At 44.1% G+C, this 20,832-nt stretch carries 9 protein-coding genes and 1 pseudogene; 7 read left to right on the top strand and 3 right to left on the bottom strand.

Annotated features, from left to right (window positions below; all coding sequences use genetic code 11):
* Positions 1–862 precede the first annotated feature (862 nt).
* Both RMZ41_RS10870 and RMZ41_RS10865 read left to right on the top strand, forming a co-directional pair.
* Complete coding sequence (locus RMZ41_RS10870; protein ID WP_409875113.1) at positions 863–3,754, top strand: DUF4347 domain-containing protein; 2,892 nt, start codon at positions 863–865, stop codon at positions 3,752–3,754.
* A gap of 400 nt (positions 3,755–4,154) precedes the next feature.
* A complete protein-coding gene (locus RMZ41_RS10865; RefSeq protein WP_322641257.1) occupies positions 4,155–4,376 on the top strand; it encodes a hypothetical protein in 222 nt (73 codons plus the stop codon).
* A gap of 115 nt (positions 4,377–4,491) precedes the next feature.
* Here RMZ41_RS10865 and RMZ41_RS10860 read toward each other — a convergent pair whose 3' ends face one another.
* On the bottom strand, positions 4,492–5,631 hold the full coding sequence (locus tag RMZ41_RS10860) for a hybrid sensor histidine kinase/response regulator (RefSeq protein WP_322641256.1): 1,140 nt from the start codon (positions 5,629–5,631) through the stop codon (positions 4,492–4,494).
* 171 nt (positions 5,632–5,802) lie between these two features.
* Positions 5,803–14,208, bottom strand: a complete 8,406-nt coding sequence (locus tag RMZ41_RS10855; RefSeq protein WP_322641255.1) for a PAS domain S-box protein — start codon at positions 14,206–14,208, stop codon at positions 5,803–5,805.
* 558 nt (positions 14,209–14,766) lie between these two features.
* Here RMZ41_RS10855 and RMZ41_RS10850 point away from each other — a divergent pair.
* The 4 genes and pseudogenes from RMZ41_RS10850 to RMZ41_RS10835 all read left to right on the top strand — a co-directional run bounded on the left by RMZ41_RS10850 (position 14,767) and on the right by RMZ41_RS10835 (position 19,665).
* Positions 14,767–16,842: an MHYT domain-containing protein gene (locus tag RMZ41_RS10850; RefSeq protein ID WP_322641254.1), complete on the top strand. Its 2,076-nt coding sequence runs from the start codon at positions 14,767–14,769 to the stop codon at positions 16,840–16,842.
* A 12-nt stretch (positions 16,843–16,854) separates the two neighbouring features.
* On the top strand, positions 16,855–17,994 hold the full coding sequence (locus RMZ41_RS10845) for a response regulator (RefSeq protein WP_322641253.1): 1,140 nt from the start codon (positions 16,855–16,857) through the stop codon (positions 17,992–17,994).
* Positions 17,995–18,027: 33 nt separating this feature from the next.
* Positions 18,028–18,423, top strand: a pseudogene (locus RMZ41_RS10840) (hybrid sensor histidine kinase/response regulator); the annotation flags it as partial.
* Between the two features lie 27 nt (positions 18,424–18,450).
* Complete coding sequence (locus RMZ41_RS10835; protein ID WP_409875117.1) at positions 18,451–19,665, top strand: ATP-binding protein; 1,215 nt, start codon at positions 18,451–18,453, stop codon at positions 19,663–19,665.
* 230 nt (positions 19,666–19,895) lie between these two features.
* On the opposite strand, the gene RMZ41_RS10830 is transcribed toward RMZ41_RS10835, so the two are convergent.
* Positions 19,896–20,171 (bottom strand): GNAT family N-acetyltransferase, encoded by a 276-nt coding sequence (locus RMZ41_RS10830; RefSeq protein WP_322641251.1) that lies wholly within the window; start codon positions 20,169–20,171, stop codon positions 19,896–19,898.
* Between the two features lie 370 nt (positions 20,172–20,541).
* Between RMZ41_RS10830 and RMZ41_RS10825 the strand changes: the two genes are divergently transcribed.
* Positions 20,542–20,787 carry a hypothetical protein gene (locus RMZ41_RS10825; protein WP_322734383.1) on the top strand — a complete coding sequence of 82 codons (246 nt, stop codon included), beginning with the start codon at positions 20,542–20,544 and terminating at the stop codon, positions 20,785–20,787.
* Positions 20,788–20,832: the final 45 nt, after the last annotated feature.

Below are 20,832 nucleotides of genomic sequence, written 5' to 3'. Positions count from 1 at the left end.
ATAAGAATCGCATAACTATATTCTGATGCGGCATTTGCTCCTACACTTGGCTAATTTATTAGCTTTACTTATGTTATAAGGTTAACTCAGCCCTTTGACACTGAGATTTAAAATCACTAATTTTCATCAAAAAACATTTAGTTAGCTACTCTTCCTACAGCGATCGCTAAAGTTTTCGGTCTACTGAAATTACGAAACCGTTCTTTTTTACCACGAAATCGCTCTCCACAGATGGGTCTGCTACCCCATACAGTTCATTCTCAATAAGCAACCAAATTCAAGGGGTCTGCGCCTCCCAAACCTTTAGCTGGCAGGGTTTAGAGGTGACTGTCACCCCTTGAAGCATACCAGACACTCAGTATCAATTACTGTGGCTTAACCATCAGAAAACGTCTGTAATTGCTCATCTTTTCACCCACTCTTGCGATTTCTACTGAGACTACTAATAGCACCCTAGAAAAATTACTGAGATCGAGACGGGTAAGTTCAGTAAAAGCGTAGAGCTACAGATGACACCTTTTTTAAGGTCATTGATTGCTAAAAGGATTACTGAATTCAGGATGAGCGAGTTCATTAAACGCGTAGAGCTACGAATTACAAAGTTACTTGGTGTCATTAAATTAGAGAAACGAGCGTGACTGAAAAACAAAAAGGTTGAAAGCATTGCACTCACACTCAATTCATCTCGTGCATCAGCCATTTCTGGAAAACCATTAAACACGCATTAAATTATACTCAAAACGGTTAAACTGGACTGAAAAAAGAGGCTTTAAGCTTTGATAAATAAGGCTTTTAAGTTATTCAAAAGTAAAGCTAAAAAACTTTTTGAGAATAAAAATCAACTTTTATAAGTCATAAATTTATGTTGGACAAAATACCTACCATGATCGCTACTAAAAACCTTGATGAGAAAATTTCAGCTAATCGCCTAGTCTTCATCGACTCACAGGTAGAGAATTATCAAACCTTAATAGCAGGTATTTTACCAAATACTTCCGTTGTAGTTATAGATAATGATCGCGATGGCATTGAGCAAATTGATCAAGTGCTAGCATCCCATCGGGGAATTAATAGTTTACATATTGTTTCTCACGGCGCACCAGGACGAGTCTATTTAGGCAACAGTCAACTCAGCAATGAAACACTCAACCGCTATACAGCGCAACTGATGGGTTGGGCAAGTGCGTTGAGTGCAGATGCACAAATCCTACTCTACGGTTGTGAAGTAGCTCAAACACAGCAAGGCATGGCATTTGTCCGCCATCTGAGCAAGCTGACAGGTGCAGTGGTAGTAGCGTCCAATAATTTAACGGGGAGTGATGCATTAGGTGGTGACTGGAAACTAGAAGTCAATACGGGGGTAATTGTTCCTTTTCTAGCGTTCCAGCCTGAAGTGATGGCAGCTTATACTTCCGTACTATCTATAGTACTTCCTGACCCCACCTTTAGTGGTGATGGCAAAGTCTTTACTGATTTAGGCTTCATCGCTATTGATATCGGCCGCAGTGTTGCCTTACAAAGTGACGGAAAAATCATCGTTGCAGGAGACAGCAACGCCGATTTTGCCTTGGTGCGTTACAACACTGATGGCTCGCTCGACACTACCTTCAGCAGTGATGGCAAAGTCACTACTGGTTTCGGCTTACTTACCACTGACATCGGTTATAGCCTTGCTGTGCAACCCGATGGCAAAATTCTCGTCGCCGGAACTGATGGCACTGACTTTGCCCTAGCACGTTACAACAGCGATGGCTCACTTGATACTACCTTCAGCGGTGATGGCAAGGTTACTACTGATTTAGGCTTACTTGCCGTTGATGTTGCCTACAGCACTGCCGTACAAGCAGATGGCAAGATTGTCGTTGCCGGAGTGAGTAATGGTGACTTTGCCTTAGTGCGCTACAACAGCAATGGCTCACTCGATACCACCTTCAGCAGTGATGGTAAGGTCAGTACTGATTTTGGCTTACTTACTATCGATAGTATCTATAGCCTTGCTGTACAAGCAGATGGCAAGATTCTCGTGGCGGGACAGAGTAATGGTGACTTTGCTCTTGCACGTTACAACAGTGATGGCTCACTCGATACCACCTTCAGCAGCGATGGTAAAGTTACTACTGATTTCGGCCTCCTCCCCAACGAAATTGCCTACAGCCTAGCTGTACAAGCAGATGGCAAGATTCTTGTTGCAGGAGTGAGCAATAGTGACTTTGCTCTAGTGCGTTACAACAGTGATGGTTCAATCGACACTACTTTCGACAATGATGGTAAGGTCAGTACTGATTTAGGCTTACTCACTCTCGATATTGCCTATGGACTTGTTCAACAGCCCGATGGCAAAATTATTATCGCCGGAACTGATGGTACTGATTTTGCTGTAGTGCGTTATTTGGTTGACGAAGTTCCCACAGGTTTGACAGTCAGTAAACTAGCTGTTGACGAGAATGTACCTGCGGGAACAGAAGTTGGCACATTTATCACCACAGACCCAGATGCAACCGATACATTTACCTACAGTTTAGTCGCTGGAACTGGTGATACCGACAATTCTGCATTTACAATTGTTGGCGATAAGTTAAAAATCAACAGTTCTCCCGATTTTGAAACCAAATCTAGTTACAACATCCGGGTTCAGACAACTGATGCAAGTGGAGCAATCTATGAGAAAGAGTTGGCGATCGCAGTTAATAATCTGAACGATCGTGGTGTCAACGATATACCAACTCTGACGAAGAATGCTAATAACGATATCTTTACTATCCAAGGTAAAGGTAACAGTGAAAAAGCAACACTATCAGTCAAGCTCACAGGACAGAGTTCTAATGAAATTTATGAACTGGGAGTATTTGCTGTAGATGATGAACAAGGGAAGATTCAAGGTATTGCCCCTAGCGATGCTGGTTACACTGAAGCAGCTTTGAAACGATCCAAGGTGATTCTCTCCTCACTGACAAATTATCCGACTGGATTTAATCCTAATTTAGCTAGTTTTGCGGAATTTACCTCTGGTGAACAGCTAAAATTTTATTTGGTACGCAATAGTACTACTGATAGTATCTTGGCTGGACAAGCTGCTGTTACAGATGTACTGATTTCCGATCCGACAAATGTCAAAATCACAAGCTTGGATAATAATAACTTCTCCTTGTGTTGGAAAGCTAGCAACAATGCTGGATTCCAGGATTTGATGGTAACAATTCAGGCGACAGATAAAGATTTGCCAATGGGTGCAGGTTTACAAGGAAAGGAACAAGGAGAACTCCTTGATTTACGTGGTGTGACACAACAGGTAAAAGCTGATTTTGTTGTCAATAAAGACGCTGCATACGACAATGTTATCGGTTTCTATCAAGTGGCTGATGAAAATGGTGGTATCGACACTAACGGCGATGGTATAGCAGATATTCTCACAGGGCAAGCTGGTTATGCTGAAGCTGCTATTCGTGGACGTATTGCAGGTATAGATTTGACAGGGAATAACCAAGGTACAGCAAGTTACTCTGGGAATATCGCGCCTGATTCTCTGTATGCACCGTTTCTTATTGTTAATGGTAGACCCGATGCCATTCTTGATGGCAATGCTGATAACAATCCAGCAGTTTACTTCGCATTTATGGGTGCTAACTCAGACAAAACAGATCATATTCGTCTGTTAGAAAACAATACTTTTGGCTTTGAAGATTTAGCAAAGGGTGGTGACAGAGATTTCAACGATATGATTGTGAAAGTTAATTTGAGCATCAATGCTGTGTAATATTAAACCAAAATAGTCACTTATTAAAATCGAAGCACCTCATCTTACTTGCGGGATGAGGTGCTTTTCATAACTCCTCTTTTTCAGGAAACCTTATTTGCGTATGAAAGGAAACAGTAAGTTTTGGTTACAAAATAATGCAGAATTATGTCAGTAGACCTAAAAGTTCTGCGATCGCGGACAGAGCAAGACCTATAAAACCGACTGTTGCTCAAAAAACCGTATTTTAAGATACAATTTTTTGAATACTTCTTGACAAACTTTAAATAAGTAAAACTAATTAATCACCGAAAAAGTTAAGGATAACGTGCCCATCAAAACACAGTTCTGGTGTTGTGTTACGCAATTTTTGTAAAGTATGGAGATAAAGAAGCAAAATTGAGGATTATTTAGTTTGGCTATGAGTTTAAAAGAGCCAGTTTTAACTGATAGTAAAACCTTAAATGAAGTAGTTAACTGTTTAACAGAACATATTCCAATTCCGACTCAAGGTAAGTGTGAACAACACAATATCTTTGAAATTTTAATTCGAGCAGCCACTCAAAGAGATAGTTCTGATTCTGCTTCTTGGCTATGTTTTACCCCTACTGCTCGTGGTACTTTTAACTTCGCTTTCATTTGATAAAGCACTGTATCATGTACTACTTTATATGACGCTTCTACTCCCTCTACCGCTTTCAACCATGTTCGGATTTCTTCATAACTTTTGAATCCCTGCGGATCTGACAATAAGAACTTTAGGGAGCTTGTCGCCCCTTGAAGTAAGGGTGTTTTGCTCCCGGAGGGAGGCTGCTGATTTCTATTAAGATGACTGACCCTTGGGGCTGATTATCTTCCACTGAGATCCTGCCGCCATGAACTTCGATCGCCATCTGACAAAATGCTAACCCTAAGCCAACTTGCTGAATGTCTTCCATCAGAGTACCAGTTTCATACTTTTCAAAGACTCGTTGCTTCAGCTCGTCAGCGATTCCAACACCCATATCAATCACTCGAATCTGGGTTATCAGGTCGTCTAAATAATTGATTTGCACCGTGACTTGACTTTTTGACGGAGAAAATTTAATCGCATTTAACAATAAATTGTCTAAAACTCGACGCATCACAAGCTTATCGGCCCAAATGGGTCTTTCGAGTTCTGGGAGGTCGGGAATCATCTGAATCATTTTCTGCCCTGCGATCGCCTGCATATCGCTGATACAAGTATTAACAAGGCGACTCAGGTCAATTTCCTCAAGATTCAGGATCATTTTTCCTGACTCTAGTTTTGCCATTAGTAGTAGGCTTTCGGTTAGCGATCGCAACTGTTGTTCCGCTATTTTTATGCGATTGATCCGAGTTTGATATTGATCGGGCAACTTTGCTCGATCCAGCATTTCACAGGACAGAAGAATGGTGGTCAGAGGATTACGCAAATCATGCACAATCATATTTGCCATGTCCGATCGCAGTTGCAGAGAGGCTTTGAGGGCATCATACTGTTGCTTAATGCGGAGCATCGAGCCAATTCTGGCGCGTAACTCTACTGCACTTACAGGCTTACTCAGAAAATCATCGGCTCCAGCTTCAAGGCAACGAGCTAAATCTTCTTTCGCATTCAATGCAGTGACCATAACGATCGGAATATGCTTCCAATTTGGATTAGCCTTAATGCGACAGCACACCTCAATGCCATCTAACTCTGGCATCATCACATCAAGCAAAATCACATCAGGCTGACTCTTTTGTAGTCGTTCTAAGGCACTAACACCACTGGATGCATATCCCAAACGATAGCCAGAATTGTACAGAATGCCGCTGATGACTTCAAAGTTATCGGGTTCGTCATCCACTAACAGAATCGTCAGTTCTTGATTGACTATTTCAAATTCACTCATGATACTGTTGGCGAATGTAATACATACTTGTATTTCTAAGTATTACGTAAGTTTACACCTTTATCTATAGTTGCGGCTTCTAGTTGTAACACTTTTGTTTATCCATTTGTAACACTTTTTCCAACAGTATCCACTTATCTCCGAACAACCGTCAAACACACCCATATTCAGTTATGACAACTGGAGATATTTCTTCATCACATTGACGAGATGGATGGGACTGATGGGTTTGGTCAAATAATCATTCGCTCCAGCAGCTAAACACTGTTCTTTATCCCTCGACATAGCTAAAGCCGTTACTGCCAGGATGGGAATGTGCTTGTCTTGCTCCTGCAATCGAATTTGGCGAATCGCTTCTAGCCCATTCATCTCTGGCATTTGAATATCCATCAAAATCAAGTTGAAGGACTGCGTCTGGGTGAGATTAATCGCTTGCAAACCATTGTGGGCAACTACAATATTAAACCCTTTCAATTCTAAATAGGCTTTTAGCGTCTCAATGTTATCCAGGTTATCGTCTACCAGTAGAACGACAGGTTTCTCTGCTATATTCATTGTTTCTACAGGTAAGAATTCTGAAGCAATTTGGGCAACAGCAGTGGTGCGATCGAGAGGCTTGTCTGAGTTGGGCGGGTTGACGTGTTTCCAGGGAAGCACCACTGTAAATTCGCTGCCCTGACCGACAGTGCTACGAACCGTCACGGAGCCTTTGTGTAGCTCGATAATGCGTCGGACTAAGGCTAAACCTAACCCCGTACCAGCATAACGCCGAGACAAATTGCTATCGATTTGAACAAAAGGCTGAAACAGCTTGTCAATGTTTTCTGGAGCAATCCCAATGCCAGTATCGATCGCGCTGAAGCTCAATGTTTGTTCTGCTGTATTGCCTTCCACTTTTAATATGACAGCACCACCGTTGGGTGTAAACTTGACGGCATTGGTGAGTAGGTTGATCAATACCTGCCGGATGAGTCGTTCGTCTAACTCGATGTAAGCCAGATCGGGAGACAGTTCAAGGGTAAAACTAATTTGCTTTTTGAAGGCTTGCTGTTGGATAAAAAGAATTGTGCTTCGACAAAGTTGCTGAACGGAAACGGGTTTCATTTGTAAATCTAACTTGCCGGATTCTATTTTGGCCAGATCGAGAATGTCATTAATTAGCTCTAATAAATGCTGACCATTGGTTTGAATTGTGGTTAAGGCGTGGTGTTGTTGCTCGGTTAAATTGCCATAGGTTCTTTCTTGCAAGACTTCAGACAGTCCCAGGATGGAGTTCAGAGGGGTACGAAGTTCGTGGCTCATGTTTGCTAGAAATTCGTCTTTAAGGCGGGTCGCTCGTGCGAGTTCTGCATTGGCAATAGTCAGTCGTTCATTAATCTTCCGAAGTTTTTCCTCAGTCTGTTTGATTTCTGTAACATCAAAAATAATCCCAACAATATGCAACGCTTGCCCAATGTTGTCGGTTACGGTGCTACCTTGCTCAAGCAAATATCGTTTTTCTTGGGTTGCAGGGATCTGAATGCAATATTCGACCTGAAAGGGCTGTTGATTGACGATCGCGGCTTGAATTACTTCGATAACGCGATCGCGGTCTTCTGGCACAATCAGCGAGTTGACTGGGCAGAGAGTGCCTAGATTGACGATATCTATCGGGTCAAGCTGAAATAACGTCGTTAAGCGATCGTTAAAAAAGACAAATGTATTATGTCGATCGGGATACAGCTTGTAGACAATTCCCGGTAGGTTTTCAGCCAGGGTGCGATAGGAAAGCTCGCTTGCTTGCAGATCGATCTCAGTTTGCTTGCGGTGGCTAATATCTCGGATCGCAGCTAGAAAAGCTTTATGAGCCTGCCAGGTAATTTCCTCAACGCGCACTTCAACTGTAGTCACTCTGCCAGTGGGATGTGGAATCTCCATTTCAAACGTCTTTTGGAGCGTGATGAAAATTCCTAAATCTGCACCCTGGTAGTCTGCCTTTTGGCAATTGAAAATTCGATCGGCAGCCGGATTGCTGAAAAGAATCTGTCCTTGGGAATTTAGAATCAGGATGCCATCAACTGTCTTAGAAATGATTTCTTTAAGGCGCTTTTCGCTGTTTTGGAGTTGTTGCTCAATATGCTTGCGATCGCTAATGTCTTCCACCACCGCTAAGTCACCAATGAATGTACCCGCAGCATTATACAGCATCGATACTGTAAGACTAACCCATTGTAGCCGACGATCTTTGCGGATATAGCGGATTTCAAGGGTTATTGATCCCAACTCACCGTAATGTAAATGAGCCAACTCACCTTGGATTAATTCTAAATCTTCTAGATGGATCAAGTCTTGCCAAGACATATCCAGTAGCTCAGATTGAGTATAGCCAGTCAGTTCACAAAAGCGTTGATTGACTTGGATATAACGTCCTGATGGGTGACATTGGCTAATGCCGACAGCTGCCTGTTCAAACAAAGACCGATAGCGCACCTCACTCTCACTCAATGCTGCTGTGCGTCGAGCAATTCTGGCTTCTAGCTCCTGGTTAAGCTTTTGTAGTTCCAGCTGTGCGTGTTTGCGATCCTGAATATCTTGAATTACACCAATGCAATAATTTACAGTTCTATCTGCATCACAAACTGAAGCCACTGTAATGTTGTACCAGCGTAACTCTCCGTTTTTGTGAAGCAGACATTTTTCCAGCGAAAAGGAATTAATCTTTTTGGCGAAAAGCTGTTCCCAGTAGTTTAAATAGAACTTTAAAACATCTGATCTGGGTATGAGGCTCTGGAAGTTTAGCTCCAGCAATTCTGCTACCGTATAGCCGAATTGGTCACAAATACGGCGATTAACCTGCAAAAATCGACCGTCCACATCCATTTCCACAATTCCCACTGCTGCCTGCTCAAACACAGCACGGAAACGGGCTTCGCTTTGTTTCCGTGCCAGTTCTGCGCGTTTAAAGTCATCGATATCGGTAATTGTGCCGACCCAACCTGTAATTTCTCCTGCTAGGTTTTGGATTGGCACCCCCCGCGCCAGAAACCAGCTGTATAGTCCCTGATAATGACGGACACGATATTCGATCTCAAATAACTTGCCCGTTGCGATCGCTTCTCCCCATTCCTGGAGGGTGCGATCGCGCTCATCGGGATGAATCGCTGCTGCTTTGCCCAATCCCATTGCCTCAGCTTGACTTTGCCCCGTGTAGTCATACCAGCGTTGGTTAAAGTAGTTAACGGCACCTGTTTCATCTGCTAACCAGACCATCTGGGGCATTGCTTCTGCCAGGCTGCGGTAGCGTTGTTCGCTTTCTTGCAGAGCTTGTTCAGAGTATTTGCGCTCAGTGATGTCAGTGATAGTTCCTATATAGCCAATTACATTGCCAGAGGTATCAGTTTCAACGATCGCCAGACAGATCAGCCAATGCACCTTTCCATCTGGTCTCTGAAAGCGATACTCCATTAAAAAGGGAGTCTGCGATTGGGTGGCTCTCTGCCAATTGAGCAAGACCCAATCGCGGTCTTCGGGGTGCAATGCTCGTTTCCACCCTATGTCCATTGCCTCTTTGAAGGACAGCCCTGCTAGTTGACACCAGTGGGAATTAACGTATTTATAGTCTCCGCTCGGATCGGTGTGGAAAATGCCAACTGGTGATAGTTCAGCCAAGTTTAGATAACGCTGTTCACTTGCTTGAAGCGCTAGCTGGGCTTGTTTGCGATCGCTAATATCTGTGAGGATGCCAAACCAAATAATACTGCCATCTTCTTCCTGAGAGGGAATAGAATGTCCTGAAATCCACTTCAAGATGCCGCTAGGAGTTCTGATGCGAAACTCCATCTCCCATGCTTCGAGCGTTGCAGCCGATCGCTCAATGGAAGCGTCGATTTGTTCTATATCTTCTGGCGAAATAATATCCCACACGATTTGTATATCCTTGAGGAGTTCCTCTGGCGTATATTCATACAAATCGACAATACCTTCGCTCATAAAGATCAAGCTCTTTGACCCATCCGGCAAGCGCTGATATTTATAGACGGCTCCAGGCACCATATTAGTAAGTTGACGCAGTATTTGCTCGCTTGTTTGCAGAGCAACTTCGGTTTGTTTTTGTTCACTGATGTCTGTATTGGTGCCAAACCACCGCAATACCCTACCCTGTTCATCTCGGATGGGAATAGCACGAGAGAGAAACCAGCGGTACTGCCCGTCTCGGCCACGCAAGGGAAAGGTATCTTCCCAGATTTCGCCTGTTTCAAAGCAGTGGCTAATTTTCTTCGCTACCCGCTCGATATGATCGGGGTGATGTACGTGCTGCCATCCCCAGCCCTGCATTTCTGCCAGTGTGGTGCCTGTGTAGTCAAACCAGCGCTGATTATACCATTCAATCGAGCCATGTTCGTCAGTTATCCAGGCAAACTGAGAAATGTTGTCTGCCAGGGTATGGAACCGGGCTTCACTTTCCCTCAGTTGTTGTTGTGCCTGGACAAGTTCGGTGATGTCCATCACGGATACGCCAACGCCGATTACTTCCCCATTGGGTAAACAAACGGGATACTGATTGGAGATGGCGCTGCGAAATACACCGGGACTGACCTCACCGCTAAACTCCATATTTATAATTGGTACTTGGGTTTCTATAATCTGGAGCAGCATGGGAGCAAACTGAGATGCCATTTCCGGCAAAACTTCCCATAAGGTGCGTCCCAAATGCTCACTTAACGGCAGGCCATTGATTTTGGCTAATGCCTCGTTGCCATAGAGGTAGCGCAGTTCCCGATCGAACAGGGCTAGCCCAATTGGAGATGCGGCGATCAATGCCTGAAGCAGAGCTTCGCTGCGCTCGCGTTCTAGCTCGGCTTGTTTGCGATCGCTAATATCGGTGAGAATGCCACACCAGACAATACTGCCATCCTCTTCTTGGGAGGGGATAGAATGTCCTAAAATCCACTTCAAGACACCGCTGGCAGTTCGGATGCGAAACTCCATTTCCCACGGCTCGAGGGTTGCTGCCGATCGGTCGCTCGAAGCACTCATCTGCTCCATATCTTCGGGTAGGGCGATATCCCAGGCGAGTGATCCATTGTTGAGGATTTCCTCCGGTGTATGCTCATACAGATCGACAATGCCTTGGCTGATAAATACAAAACCATCTGCCGCATCCGCCGACCGCCGATATTTAAAAACCGCTCCAGGCACGCTATTCATGACCTGACTTAAGGTTTGTTCACTCGCTCGCAGAGCGGCTTCAGCCTGTTTGCGATCGTTGATATTAATAGCTGTACCAATGATGCGATGGATATTTCCCGCTTCGCTCCGGATTGGAAATAGGTTGGTGAGCGCCCAAATTGAACCCTCTGGAAAAGGAAGATATTCTTCATAGCTGATCTTCTGACCCGATTTTAGACATAGGTCATACTTTTGCCGGATTGCTGAACCGACCGCCTCACCAAATACTTCCTCTGGCGTTTTACCCTGAATTTCTTCGCAGGTAACTGAGCCGTATCGTTCAGCCACAGGGTTGAATTCCAGGAAGCGAAATTCTTGATCTATGCTCACCTCAATCACAAAAATCGCCAGTTCTGCTCCTGTGTAGATGCTACGGAGAAATTCTTCCTGTTGACGCAGTTTGGCTTCGGCGTGCTTGCGATCGCTAATATCAATTAGAATGCCGTGCCAAACAATGCTACCATCTACTTGTCGGGAGGGGATGGAATCACCGGAAACCCATTTTAAAACCCCGCTAGCAGTTATCAGGCGAAACTCCGCCGTCCAAGGAGTGAGCATTGCAGCAGATTGGTCAATCAAATCCCGCACCCTCTCTGCATCCTCTGGAACGATCAGATGCCAAAGCACTTGGGAGTCGTTGAGGATTTCCTCTGGGGTGCGATCGCAAAGCTTGATAATGCCTTGGCTAATAAATCGAAAACTTTTCGTTCCATCCACAGAACGGCAATAGGTATAAACCACTCCCGGAACTGTATTGACAACCAGGCGCAAGGTTTCTTCACTAGCTTGTAGAGCAGTTGCCATTACTTTGCGTTCTGTGATATCTGCGATCGCTCCCACCATGCGAATCGGCTTGCCAGTTTGATCCCGGATTGCCTCTCCACGAGAACGACACCAAATATACTCACCTGATTGCTTACGTCTGCGAAATTCTACTTCATAGGGCAAATGGTCTTCTAGGTGGCCTTTTAAGGCTAATTGCATCAGATCGCAATCGTCGGGATGGATCTCTTCTCTAAGCATCTCATAGGCAAACTTGCAGGCGTTTTTGGCTGGGGGTGAGTAGCCTAAAATTTCCCAATAACGATCGCTGGCAATGACGCGATCGCTGACAATATCCCAATCCCAAACTCCTTCGCCGATACCCCGAATGGCGAGTTGATAGCGTTCTTTGACTACGCTTAATTCCAGTTCCAGTTTTTTTTGCTCAGTAATATCGATGTTGGCCCCAGCAAGACGGTAAATCTCTCCGGCTTCGTTGCGAATCGGAAAGCTGCGGTTCCAGAGCCAGCGAATGGAGTTATCGGGACGGATAATCCGATAGGCAAAGGAGCAAACCTCTTTCCCTTGACAAGCTTGCTGGTTAAACGTGACTACGGCATCGCGATCGTCTGGATGAATAAAATCGAGCCAAGCTTGAGGATTGTCATAGGTTTGCTGCAACGGCGTTTGGTAAAGATATTCCCAGGCTGGGCTGGTATAAATCATCTGCTTACTATCGAGGGATTTGAGAAAAAACACATCTTGACTGTTGTCAAAAATTTGTCGGAGTTGGGCTTCGCTTTCTCTGAGGGCAGTTTCTAGCTGCGTGCGTTCGGCTTCTAACCTTTTCCTCTCGTTAATATCAGTGACATACCCGATAATCTGAGTTAAGTTGCCGTTAGCATCTGCAAAAAACTGTGCCTGAGTTTCAATCCAGATGTAATGCCCAGACTGATGTTGCCACCGATATTGCAAGTAGAGATGTCCCTGACGTTCAAAATACTCTGCGGCGGCCGTTTGCACCCGTTTCTCATCCTCTGGATGAATGTTAGCAAACCAATCGGCTGATGTCTGGGGCATTTCAGAGGCGCTATAGCCAAACACCTGATCGGCATTGATGCCCCACATCATGCGATTGGAGGATGTATCCCATTCATACAGCACTTGTTTAGTGGCTAGCTGGGCAGCATGATGGCGGTTTTGCCACTCTAGCAAGACGTTGATATAGGCGGCTTGTCTAGCTTCAGCTTGCTTCTTTTGGGTGATATTGCGTGCCACGCACAAAAAGGACGTGACGGTTCCATCCATGTTATATTCTGGAACGACACGGGTTTGAAACCAGATGGAGCGCGACTGAAGGCGAAGTTGATATTCAATCGTTTGTTCTTGCCTGGTTGCTGCTACTTGTTGAGTGAGAGTTTGCCACTCAGCAAGATGTTCTGGGGCAAGGGTGGCAGCGAGCAGTGGTTGACCAATCAGCGCTTCCGGCGTGTAGCCCAACTCGACCTCTACTGCTGCGTTGAGATAGAGGTAGTGTAAGTCTCGATCGAGCCGAAAAATCACGTCAGGGGAACGATCTAGCAATGCGATAAGCTCTTGCCCTTGTTGCTGGAATCGGGTCGCCGTTTCGCTGTGTTGAATGGCGATCGCCACCTGAATGGCAAGTTGTTCTAAAAATGTGACCTCAGCCGGTTGCCAATCACGCGGCACAGCCGATTCACTAGCGCTAACCAGTCCCCAAAATTGGTTGTTAACGATCGCCGGCACGAGAACTTTGGCTCTAATCTGCAAGCGCTCTAATAACTCAACATGGCAGGGGGTCATCCCTGCCGTATAGATATCAGCAACTACTCGCACTCGTCCTTGGCCATATCGATCTGCCCAATCTGGAGCAAAGCAAGGATCGTAAATCTCTTCACTGACAAAGGAGCGTTGACCGGCGGCGAGGGACTCTGCTACTACCTGGAACTGCCCATTTTCTAAAAAGTGATAGATCGACACGCGATCGCAGCCCAAAAACTGCCGCACTTCAGACACCGTGGCATTGAGTATTTCCGCCAAACTCAGCGAAGCCCGAATCCGCGTTGAGACTGCCATTAAAAGCTGCGATCGCTCTGTCTGAAGTTTCAAAGCGGCGATTGATGCCTCATCTGGCCGATCGGGTTCTACAGGTTGCAGCAAACGGCATAAACTTTCGTAGGTCAGCAGCCCTAGTAACTGCCCATTGTCGTCTAATATCGGCAAGTGCTGAATCTGGTGTTTTTGTAAAAGGCTCAGGGCAACATCAGGATTCGTTAACTCAGATTGCCGTAAGGCGATCGCTGGTGGTTCAATCACCTCTGCTAAAGTGACTCCAGCAAGCGATCGCCCACTGGCAACCAAACGTGTCACCACTCGTTCGCTGAACAGTCCCACCAGTTGGTTTTCACTGACTACAGCTAAACAGCCTATGCAGTCGTTAGCGCCCATACCGGGATCAAAGTTGCAATTGGAATTCAAAAGTGCGATCGCCTCTGTCACCAGCACATCTGGCGTAACTGTGATGGGCGGCGGTGCGATCGTGTTTTCTAGGGGAAGCTTTAGCAGAAATGAGTGGGGCAAGAACATAACCTTTCCAGCCGCAATAGTGGGATCAGAAACATCGGGTTATTCAGGGTAAAACCAGAACACCACCCAGAGATTGCTCTAACAATTCAGTCTAGCCTAAGTAGAAAAGTGCAAAAAAACCGCTATTTTGTGTTCAAGCCCCCACTGATTACAATTTTTAATTAATAATTTTTAATTTTTAATTGGAGCGAAGCGACTTGACTTATACTGAAAACACCTAATTGCTTGACGTTTGCTTAGGCAAAGAAAACTTTGCTTGTTAATTTTTTACTGGGTTTAAAAGTCAAGCTACAAGCTGTTTTCAGTATAGAATAATTTATTTATCAGGTTGCTTTTGGCTGAGTTTCTCAGTACTTTTACGAAAACAGTATTTAACATCTAGTAATTTCCCCATTGCTAGTAAAAACTTCCTCTTGATGCACTTAGGTAAACAAGGCAGCAAAAGCAAAATCCATCAGACATTAAGGGATTACTCTCTTTTACAAGCAATCCTCTGGGCCTAATTTTAAAGAGTAGAGTTTTAAATTCAACTCCACTCTCATTGTTCAGGGTTTAACTATGACGGCAACCTACGATATTCGCCTCGTAATCCTTTCATTCTGCATTTCTGTCTTTGCTGCTTATACAGCACTTAACCTAGCAGGACGAATCATGGCAGTTCGTAATCTAGCACGTCTTTTTTGGCTTGCTGGAGGTGCGGCTGCAATGGGCATTGGAATTTGGTCAATGCACTTTATTGCCATGCTGGCTTACCAGCTTCCTACACCAGTTTTTTACGATCTACCCATTGTGCTTTTGTCCCTGATGTTAGCGATCGTTGCATCAGGAGGGGCATTGTTTATTACCAGTTACCGAGAGACAACCTTCAATCTAGTCATAGGTGGAATTGTGCTGGGAAGTGGAGTTGGCGCAATGCACTACACCGGTATGGCAGCCATGAGACTTGAGGGAACGGCTCACTATAATTTGCTGTTTATTATTGCCTCGATCCTCTTTGCCCTATGTGCTTCTATCATCGCTCTCTGGCTAACATTCCGAATTAAAGGGGAAGCAAATCCAATTGACAAATTGCGAAAAATCAGTAGTAGCGTCATTATGGGGGTTGCAATCTGCGGAATGCACTATACGGCAATGGAAGCTGTCTGCTTTCATCCAACGGCTGAGACATCGATCGAGAGTTCTCGCAACCTAATAGATGTATCTAGTCTGGCTATTGCAATAGGTGCTGCAACAATAGTCATTTTAATCCTGGCTTTAATTGCGTCATTTGTCACCCAACAAATCAGCATCAAACTGGCAATGAAAGCTAAAGCACTAGAGAAAATAGAAAAAAGCGAAGAACGATTTCGCTCTCTGTTCCAAAATGTTTCTAATATCATTGCCACACTTGAAGGCAATGGACAAATTACCTATGTCAGTTCCTCTATCACCAACATCCTTGGATGCAGTCCAGAGGATTGGATGGCAGAAAATCTTGCGAAACTGGTGCATCCTGACGACCAATTAATAGCTGAAAATCTCTTCGGCTCTACCTTTGACAATCCAGCCCTTGATGTGACGGCAGAATTCCGTTTGCGTCATGCAGATGGCTGCTGGCGAGACTTTGAGGTAATTGTCAAAAACCTTTTAGATGACCCCAATGTAGCGGGCATTGTGCTTACCTGTCGAGATATCACCGAGCGAAAACAAGCAGAAGCCGATATGCGTAAAGCACTGGAGAAAGAGCGAGAACTAAATGAATTGAAGTCGCGCTTTATCTCAATGGCTTCTCACGAGTTTCGTACCCCCCTAGCAGTTGTGTCGTCTTCCATTGGTATCCTAGAAGATTATGGATACCGCCTCAATCCAGCCCAAAGCAAAAAGCAATTTCAGCATGTCCAAAAGTCGATCAATCGTATCACCCAACTACTAGACGATGTGTTGATGATTAACCAAGCAGACCTTAACGGGCTGGAGTTTAAGCCAGCACCCGTTAATATCTTGCAATTTTGTCACAATTTAGTGGAGGAAATCCAGATCAGCGCTCCTCAACACATAATTAATCTGTCTATTATCGATGAGCGTAAATCAGTTAGTCGTAGCTGGTTCTATCTAACTTTGTCTTTGGCTCTGAAAATGGCGAAGCATTCGAGTCAAGCTCTCTGCGCTACTAGGCTAATCTTTAATCCCTATGCTCCGCTCTCTAAAGATCCGCTGCTTCGACATAAAATCCGTCAGCATCAGAATCGTAATAACCCTCAACTGGATGAGAAATTACTCCAAAGAATTCTGTCTAATTTGCTAACGAATGCAGTCAAGTATTCCGAGCCAGGAAGCACAATCTACTTCAAATTGGTTTTGCAATCAGAAAGTATTGCCTTTCATATTCAAGATCGAGGCATTGGCATTCCCGTTGAAGATCAAGCCCTTTTATTTGAGTCGTTTCACCGCGCTAAGAATGTAGGACGCATTCCCGGTACTGGTTTAGGGCTGGCGATCGTCCGCAAATGTGTCGATATACATGGTGGTGAAATCAAGGTAGATAGTCATGTAGGAATCGGCACAACCTTCACGGTTACGCTTCCCCTGAAGCAAACCAGAAAGAGTTATGACACTGAGAACGAATCGATCAAACACCTTGTTTTAGCAGCATAAGGAGAAATAATCGTGCAATCTACTATAAAAAAGATTCTAGTTGTGGAAGATGAACCTCAAGTTCGGGAGAATATTGTCTCAATTTTGGGGTTTGAAGGGTTTTATCGAACTGCGGCTGAAAATGGCTTGATTGGCTTACAAAGAGCAAAAGAAGAAATGCCAGATTTGATTATTTGCGATGTCATGATGCCTGAATTGAATGGCTATGAGTTTATCGAATCGCTCCGTCAAGACCCTCAAATGGCAAGCATTCCCGTTATTTTTCTCACCGCCAAAGCCGATAGAATTGACTTTCGGCAGGGAATGGAATTGGGTGCAGATGACTATCTAACCAAACCCTTCACTCCCTCTGAACTCCGACGAGCAATTGAGGTTCAGTTCAAAAAGCAAACGATCATTGCTCAAAAGAATCAGGTGAAATTTCAGCAGCTTTGTAACACGATTACAGTGTCATTACCCCATGAACTGCATACGCCTTTGCAAAGTATTATTGCATTACCACAGTTATTAATGGAAGAATGGGACTTTACACCGGATACTGAGAAATTAGAAATGATTGAGACAGTTTATACATCTGGCAAACGGCTTTATGGCTTGACCCAAAACTTTTTGCTCTATGCCAAACTGGAAGTAACCATATCCGATGCAGAAAAAGTTGCTGGTATCCGAGAATATGCGCCTCATACCTTTCTTAAAGTGATGGTTGAAGAGACTGCATATCAGGAAGCCGAGAATGCACAGCGAACACTAGATTTAGAGATCGATCTACAAGATGAAGCTGTACAGATTTCATCTGCGAGTCTCAAGAAAGTTATCCAAGAATTGATTAACAATGCTTTCAAATTTTCTCAGTCTGGTTCTAAAGTCAGTGTCATTGGCGTTCCTAGCAATAACCTTTATTCGCTCTATGTCATCGATTACGGTCGTGGTATGACCTCTGAGCAAATTGCGAATGTAGGTGCTTATATACAGTTTAATCATAAGTTGTATGAACAGAATGGTGCTGGATTAGGGCTAATTACTTCTAAGCGCTTAATTGAATTGTATGGAGGAGAGTTCACCATCGAGAGTATACCTGGCAAACAGACTATTGTTCGGATTGCATTGCCAATGCCAGTCACTTCTCAAGATGATGAGCTAGGCAAAAATTGAATCACATTCAAGAAGTTGAGAAGAGGCTTCAAGATGCTAAATTTACTTCATCCCCTTTTGAATTCAAACGGCTTTATTCCACATGGACATTGCTATCTTTGGAAACCAGCATTGGTCTGGCTGCATATACTTTCTGATAGTGTAATTGCATTGTCCTACTTCTCTATTCCTTGCTTGCTTGTCTACTTTGTCTCTAAACGACGCGACATTCCATTTAACTGGATATTTCTGATGTTTGGTGCTTTCATTATTGCTTGTGGCACCGGACACCTGATGGATATCTGGACATTATGGTATCCAACTTACTGGTTGTCAGGTTTAGTCAAAGCCTTGACAGCGCTTGTTTCAATGTATACAGCTTTGGAACTCATTCCTCTGATTCCTAAGGCGCTAGCGTTATCTAGTCCGGCTCAGTTAGAAGCAGCAAATCGAGATCTGGCACAAGCTCTCAAACAGTTGCAGCAGACACAATCTCAACTGATTCAAACTGAGATTAAACTGGCTAAAACCGAGATATTACAGCAAAGCGAAGAGCGATTTCGCTCGTTGCTACAAAATGCATCGAATATCATCGCCACCTTAGGAGCGGGTGGACGAGTCGTTTATGTTAGCCCTTCTTTGACGCATATTCTGGGATATCAGCCAGAAAGTTGGATTGCGAAAAATCTTCCTGAGTTAGTCCATCCAGACGATGGCCTTTATGCAGAAACTCTGCTTTGTCGAGCCTTTGATAATCCATCTCAAAAAACAATAGTAGAATTTCGTTTGCATCATGCGGATGGTTCCTGGCATGACTTTGAGGCGATCGCTAAAAACCTCCTAGATGAGCCAAATGTAGCGGGCATTGTGATCACTTGTCGAGATGTCACCGAGCGAAAACAAGCAGAAGCTGATGTCCGTAAAGCATTAGAGAAAGAACGAGAACTAAATGAATTAAAGTCGCGCTTTATCTCAATGGCATCTCACGAGTTTCGCACCCCTCTGGCGGTCGTATCTTCTTCTATTGGTATCCTGGAAGATTATGGAGATCGCCTCAATGCAGCCCAAAGCCAGAAGCAGTTTCAGCATGTCCAAAAGTCGATCAATCATATCACCCAATTACTAGACGATGTGTTGATGATTAACCGAGTAGAAGCTGGGAAACTCGAATTCATGCCAACTCCAATCAATGTTATGCAGTTTTGCCACAGTCTAGTGGAAGAAATACAACTCAGTGCCCCTTACCATCAGATTACGCTGTTTATTACCGATGAACGGGACGCAGCTAGCAAAAGTCATGCTCAACTCGACAAGAAGTTACTCCAATCTATTTTGACTAACTTGTTGTCGAATGCTGTCAAGTATTCGTTTGCAGGAAGCACAATTGACTTCAACCTGATTTGTCAAAATGAAAAGACGATCTTTAAAATTCAAGATAAAGGTATTGGGATTCCCGATGACGATCGAGACCACTTGTTTAAGACCTTTCATCGGGCTAAGAATGTAGGGAATATTCCCGGAACAGGGTTAGGGCTTTCAATCGTCAAGAGATGTATTGACCTGCATGGTGGTGAAATACAGGTACATAGTCAAGTAAATATGGGTACAACCTTCACGATTACAATCCCCACAAATCAAATAGAACTCATAGCTGGCAAACCGCTGCTCCCGTCGTTACTGTACTCACACTGAGGGCTAGCTGTCTAACGGGAGCAACGCGAAAAAGTGAGATTGGGGTTTAATTCTCAGTTATATAGCTAAAATCTCAATAAAAACAGTTATTTCACTGTGATGCCTGCGGTTCTTGCAAGCCTACGCACTATTAAACAGGTGATTTCTACCCCAGGGCGAACGCATCTAAAGTACTCTCAATGGCAAACAAGGTTAATATCTGATGAAAAAATTAATATTTCTGATTTGATTTATTTCCCAAGCCTGGAAGCAATTGCTTTATTATGCTTACTGCTTGGAGGTGAATGAGTATTCGTGCCAATCGCTTGATAAATATGATTGGCTGTGAGATTGGCTAAATCTGCTATGAGGAAACAATGGCGGCATCCCTGGTCTAGCTGTTTTTGGCTTAATGCAGCGACACAGGCAGTGGCATATCCTTTACGACGATACTCTGGTGGTGTATAAGCTAAATTCAGTAGACCGAAAAGTTTGGCGATCGTTCTGAGGAACAGACTAAAAATCAAATTTTTGTTTAATTAGCTGTATTATTTAATACAGTTATTTTGTTGTTTGGAAAAAATAAATTGATCAGAAAAGGTAATAGATAAACCCCAGACCTTTGGGCTAGGGACAACCTTGTATTACTTGGTAAAAGGGCTTTGTTTGACTATCATTTAGTTCGCTTCCCGTCAGTAACCGATGAAACTTGGGTTTTTAGAGCAAATTGTGAAAGATAATACTAAACCATGTATTACACGGGATAAAGAACCATTTTTAACGTGTATTACATGGAAGAACGATTTTCTTTAACCGTGTATTAGATCATCGCCAAGATGCAAGATTATTGGATATAGATTGGCGTAAACACCGTAGGCTTGGCTCTATTGGTACGCTATGTTGCCCAAACCAGAGCTTACAACAAGCCGATCATTAAACACCGCTTCATTCTTGCGATCGCCTCAGAGTCCTCAGAGTCAAGCTAGTAGTACGCCAAGGGAACTTGGCGGGGTAAAGGGTAAGGGCGAAGGGGGAAAGGGTTTAAATCCCTTACCCTTTTCCCTTTCCCCAGCCCTCACAAGCGCATTTTTGGGTTGGCAGACTACTAGTGCTGCCCTTCCTCTAGCATTTCCTAGTCGTTAAATTTACACCCGACGGAGGAATAGTCACGATTGGGCTAGAATGCTT

This window comes from Nostoc sp. DedVER02, from assembly GCF_034530675.2.
Lineage (GTDB): Bacteria > Cyanobacteriota > Cyanobacteriia > Cyanobacteriales > Nostocaceae > Nostoc.
This window is presented reverse-complemented; position numbering and strand designations above follow the sequence as displayed.

Bases quoted from the DNA above. Each gene is read 5' to 3' on its own strand.
- RMZ41_RS10855 (WP_322641255.1), bottom strand. From the start codon at position 14,208: ATGTTCTTGCCCCACTCATTTCTGCTAAAGCTTCCCCTAGAAAACACG.
- RMZ41_RS10860 (WP_322641256.1), bottom strand. From the start codon at position 5,631: ATGAGTGAATTTGAAATAGTCAATCAAGAACTGACGATTCTGTTAGTG.
- RMZ41_RS10825 (WP_322734383.1), top strand. From the start codon at position 20,542: ATGTTGCCCAAACCAGAGCTTACAACAAGCCGATCATTAAACACCGCT.
- RMZ41_RS10865 (WP_322641257.1), top strand. From the start codon at position 4,155: ATGAGTTTAAAAGAGCCAGTTTTAACTGATAGTAAAACCTTAAATGAA.
- RMZ41_RS10850 (WP_322641254.1), top strand. From the start codon at position 14,767: ATGACGGCAACCTACGATATTCGCCTCGTAATCCTTTCATTCTGCATT.
- RMZ41_RS10870 (WP_409875113.1), top strand. From the start codon at position 863: ATGTTGGACAAAATACCTACCATGATCGCTACTAAAAACCTTGATGAG.